The following is a 4,507-nucleotide window of genomic DNA, read 5'->3' on the forward strand; positions in this document are numbered from 1 at the left end:
GCTCCCGGGGGCGGGGCCGCGGTCGGCGGGGTTCGCCACCGCGGCCCGCGCCGGTCCGGGAGCCGGGTCACGGGTGGCTCGGATGCGTGGGGTCGGGCCGGGAGGGGGTGGTCGGACCCTTCGCTGTTCCGGGCCGGGGGTCAGACCTGGAGGTCCGGCCCTATCCGGTTGCGCACCGCCGTCTGGACCTCGGCTTCCTCTGCCGGGTCGGTGGCGAGGCGGCGCAGTCGTTCGGCGACGCGTGCGTCACCGGTCTCGGCGTGCAGAGCGGCCAGCTCCCGGGTGGTCTCCTCGCAGTCCCACAGGCATTCGACGGCGAAGCCCGTCGCGAAGGCGGGGTCGGTGGCGGCGAGGGCGCGGGCCGCCCGTCCGCGGAGCTGGGAGGAGGTCGTCTCGCGGTAGACGTGGCGCAGCACGGGCGCGGCACAGGCGATGCCGAGACGACCCGCGCCGTCGACGAGACAGGCGAGCTCGGGGGCGTCGGGGCCCGCGGAGCGCACGGTGCCGCGCAGGGCGCCGAGGACGAGTGCCGAGTCCTGGGCGGTGCCGCGACAGGCGAGGACCTCGGCCGCCGCGACCCCGAGGGCGTCGGTGCGTCGGATCCACGTGCGGGCGCGGGCGACGGCGTCCTCGCCGCACGTCCTCCGGTAGGCGGCGACGGCGACGGCGGCGACCTCGTGCGAATCGCCGTCGGCCGCGAGCTCCACGAGGTCGAGGACGGCCGGGTCCCGCTGCTCGGCGAGGTGGTGGAGGGCCGCGCCGCGGGCCCCCGTCGCACCGTGCCGGGCGGCGGCGAGGATCTCGGGCCGGTCCTCGGGTCCGGCAACGGCGGTCAGGCAGCGTGCGGCAGGGCCGTGGAGGTCGGCCCCGCGCTCGTGTCCTTCCTGTGCCCAGTCGAGGACGGCGCGGACGCTCCACCCGGGGCGGGGCCCGGAGGGGCGCATCTGGCGCTGCCAGCGGTCGAAGGAGCCCTGTTCCCGGGCTGCCCTGACCCGGGTGCCGATGGCTTCGCGCCGGTCTTCGGCCCAGAGCCGCCAGGGGCGGGGCTCGTAGGCGTCGCGGACGGTGCGCGCGAGCTCGGCCTCGCCCTCCGGGTCGGCCGGGAAGCGGGCCAGCACGGACGGGGCGAGGGCGCGGAGTCCCGCGTCGTCGTCGCGGAGGGCCAGCTCGTCCAGGGCCCAGGCCCAGTTCGTGCCGGTCGCCGCGTACCGCCGGAGCAGCAGCAGGGCGTCCTGTCGTCCGTAGGAAGCGAGGTGCCCGAGGACGGCGAGCGCCAGCCCGGTCCGGTTCTCTTCGGTGTCGAGGTGGTCCTCTGCGCTGAAGAGGTGCGCCTCGATCGCCTCCAGGCCCCCGTGGAGGTCCAGGTAGAGACGGGCGTAGTAGAGGGAGCGGTTCTCGACCTGCCAGTCGTGGCGGGGGTCGTCGAGAACGCAGTGGTTGAGGGCCGCGAGGGCCTCGGCGCGTGGCGCGGCAAGCGCGTGCAGGGTGCCGTCGCCGCGGCCCCGCTGCAGCAGGCCGAGCAGGGTGCCGCTCGGCGCTATGACTGGATCGAACATGGGAAGACGCCTCACATCAAGCTGTCGACACGACCAGGAAAGACCGGGGGGAGCCCGGTCGGGCGTTTCGTCGCCCTCACGCCTAGGCCGTGCGGCAACATTCGGGGCCGCCCGTCGTCCTTCGCCTGCCAGTGACCATGTTCCTCAGCCTCTCGTCCGTGGCCCGATCAGCCGGGCTCGTCGTCATGATGACCCACCCATTTCGCCACCGCGACCACATTTACGACGCAGCTCCCACCTGGGGTTCAGTCGCCGTTCACCTGGCCCCGAACAGTTCCAGGAGCTCGGCCTTGCCGAACATGCGGGCGGTGTCGACCGCGGACGGAGTCCCTGCCTCCGGATCAGCGCCAGCGGCGAGCAGGGCCCGGATCACGGCGCCCTCACCCTTGAAGACGGCGCCGGCGAGCGGGGTCTGGCCGCGGTCATTGACGCGGTCGGCCTCGGCTCCGCGCTCCAGCAGGGCGGCGACCGCGGCGGCGTGGCCGTGGTAGGCGGCGAGCATGACGAGGGTGTCGCCCTTGTCATTGGAGAGGTTCGCCGGAACTCCGGCGTCGACGTAGGCGGCGAGGGCCTCGGCGTCACCGGTGCGCGCGAGGTCGAAGACCTTCGACGCCAGCTCGATGACCTCGGGGTCCGGAGTCTCGCTCATCGGGTGGAACCGCCTCTCTCCTGCAATGTCGCCCTGCGCACGGCAAGCGCGGCCGTACGAGTGAATCGACAGGGTACTGCCCGTCCGGCGACATGACCCCGCCCGACCGAGGCAAAGATCACGGCACCTCGTCCCCCGGGGCACCCCTAGCCGACATCGGACATTTCGCCACCCGGCGCGGCGCCCGCCGTCGGCCGGTCAAGTGAAATCACCTCTTTTTCACTCTTTTGCACCTTTAGTCACATAGATACTTGCTGTGAACCTGGAAGGACTCATGGTGACTGTCCCCTCAACCAGGAGAACACCCAATGATCCTGTCCATCTCAGGCGTGGTCCTGCTCGGCATCATCTGCTTCCTGTTCTTCAAGAAGGACGGGCTCAAGGCCTCGCACGCCCTCGTCTGCGCGCTGTTCGGCTTCTACCTCGCGGGCACCGCCATCGCCCCGAGCATCACGGCGGGCGGTCAGAGCCTCGCCGGCCTGCTGGGCGGGATCAAGTTCTGACGCCCTTCCGTCCCTTCCACCACTTCAGGAGTCCGACGTGGCCCGGCGACCACTCCCCCGCATTCTGAGCAGCGGCAGCGCGCAGATCGCTCGCAGTCGAGAGATCGCACGCACGGCCGCCGACAGCGCCACCGACGTGCTCCATCCGCTGATCACGGTCTCCCGTGGTCTGCGGAAGCTGGCCGCGACCGCGCGCGCCAAGTGGGCCGCGACCCCCAAGGAACGGCGTGGTCCCACGCTGTTCCTGGTCGCGGCCTGCGTCCTGACGCTCGCCCTCGTGCCGTACGGACCGCTCCTCGCCCTCGTCGCGCTCATGGCCGCGGCAGCATGGCAGGGGCGCGAGCGCCCGGTGGTGAAGACCGGGCCGGACGACGCGGAAGTCGCCCGGCTCAAGGGCCTGTACGAGGCCCTCGTACCGTACTTCTCGGTCCCCGAGGACCCCTCCCCGCTCTTCGCCCACGGCGGCGAGTGGAGCGGTGCCTTCGGGGACTACTGCTTCGACGAGGACGGACGGCTCACCCGACTGGGGATCGCCTACCCCCCGTACTTCACCGACGGTGAGCCGGCCGCCCGAGCCCGGATCGAGCAACTGCTGCACGCCAAGTCGGGGCGAGGCCGCGAGTACCGCTTCGATTGGGACGAGGAGGGCAACCGCCTGGTCATGAGCGTGCTGCCCGCCCTGCCCACCACCATCGCCGCCCAGCGCTTCGTCACGGCTCCGGGGGAGACCGTCCTGGGCTTCACCGACGCCGACGCCGTACAGCGGACCGTCCCCGTGGTCTCGACGAACGGCACGGAGGACGCGCCGGCCGTCGTCTGGCGGACGGGTCCCCGCTCCGCCGAACCGCACCTGCTGGCCGTCGGCCAGCCGGGCAGCGGCACCACCTCCCTGCTCCGCTCGATCGCCCTCCAGGCCCTCCCGCACGGCGACGTCCTGGTCGTGGACGGCGGCGGCACCGGCGAATACGCGTGTCTGACCGGCCGCACCGGGGTCCTCGCCGTCGAGTGCGGGCTCTCCGGCGCCCTCAGCAGCCTGGAGTGGGCGGCGCACGAGACGGAACGGCGGTTGATCGCCGCGAACCGGGCCCGCCAGGCCGGCCTGCCCGCCCCCGAAGACACCCGGCGCCCGCTGTGGGTCCTACTCGACCGGCCGAGCGTCCTCGGTCACCTGGCCGCCGCCGACGGCCGTCCCGACCCCCAGGAACTGCTCCGGGTCCCGCTGCAACACGGACGTGCGGCGCAGGTCACGGTGGTGGTGGCGGAGCAGTTCGACAGCACGGACACGCTGGGCGAGGCGGTGCGGACCCACACGAGGGCCCGGATCGTCCTCGGCCCCGCCGCACCCGAGCAGATCACGGCCGTCCTCGGCACGCAGCCGCACACCACGCCGACGCCCGAGGTCCCTGCGGGCCGCGGCTACGCCCGTCTGGGTGTCGGCCCCGTCCTGCGGCTCCAGGTTCCGGCCACGCCCGACCCGTACGACGACGCGACGAGCGAGGCACACCGCCGGGCGGTCCTGGAGCTCCTGCCGGAGCGGCGCGCGATCACGGCGGCCCCGGTGCTCGAGAAGGTTCCCGCGGTCTCCGAACCGACCCCGGCGCCCCACGCCGACGCGGACCCCGGACCGGCCCCGCTGGCCGGTCTCGGGGCGGCGTTCACCCCCTTGCTGCTGCACGCCGCGTGGATCTACGCGGTGCTCGCCACGCCGGCGGTGCTGTGGCTGGCCCGGGACGCCTACCGGAACCTGGGGCACCGGATCGTCGGGGAGCACCTGGTCGTCCGCGCGGGCACCTTCAGCC

Annotated in this window: 4 protein-coding genes; 2 read left to right on the forward strand and 2 right to left on the reverse strand. The window is 73.3% G+C overall.

All coding sequences use genetic code 11. From position 1 onward, the window contains the following. Positions 1-140 precede the first annotated feature (140 nt). Together ACFW2Y_RS31940 and ACFW2Y_RS31945 are read right to left on the reverse strand one after the other, a co-directional pair. The gene (locus ACFW2Y_RS31940; protein ID WP_384886038.1) at positions 141-1,556 is read right to left on the reverse strand and encodes a HEAT repeat domain-containing protein; all 1,416 of its coding nucleotides are present in this window, start codon (positions 1,554-1,556) and stop codon (positions 141-143) included. Between the two features lie 256 nt (positions 1,557-1,812). After that, positions 1,813-2,205, reverse strand: a complete 393-nt coding sequence (locus ACFW2Y_RS31945) for an ankyrin repeat domain-containing protein (protein ID WP_384886040.1) — start codon at positions 2,203-2,205, stop codon at positions 1,813-1,815. Between the two features lie 308 nt (positions 2,206-2,513). Here ACFW2Y_RS31945 and ACFW2Y_RS31950 point away from each other — a divergent pair, with 308 nt between their 5' ends. Next, positions 2,514-2,708, forward strand: a complete 195-nt coding sequence (locus ACFW2Y_RS31950; protein WP_030493667.1) for a hypothetical protein — start codon at positions 2,514-2,516, stop codon at positions 2,706-2,708. Positions 2,709-2,745: 37 nt separating this feature from the next. Next, the coding region (locus tag ACFW2Y_RS31955) for a hypothetical protein (protein WP_384886041.1) at positions 2,746-4,507 on the forward strand (1,762 nt) is incomplete at its 3' end.

Source organism: Streptomyces sp. NPDC058877 (assembly GCF_042742855.1).
In the GTDB taxonomy this organism is placed as follows: Bacteria; Actinomycetota; Actinomycetes; order Streptomycetales; family Streptomycetaceae; genus Streptomyces.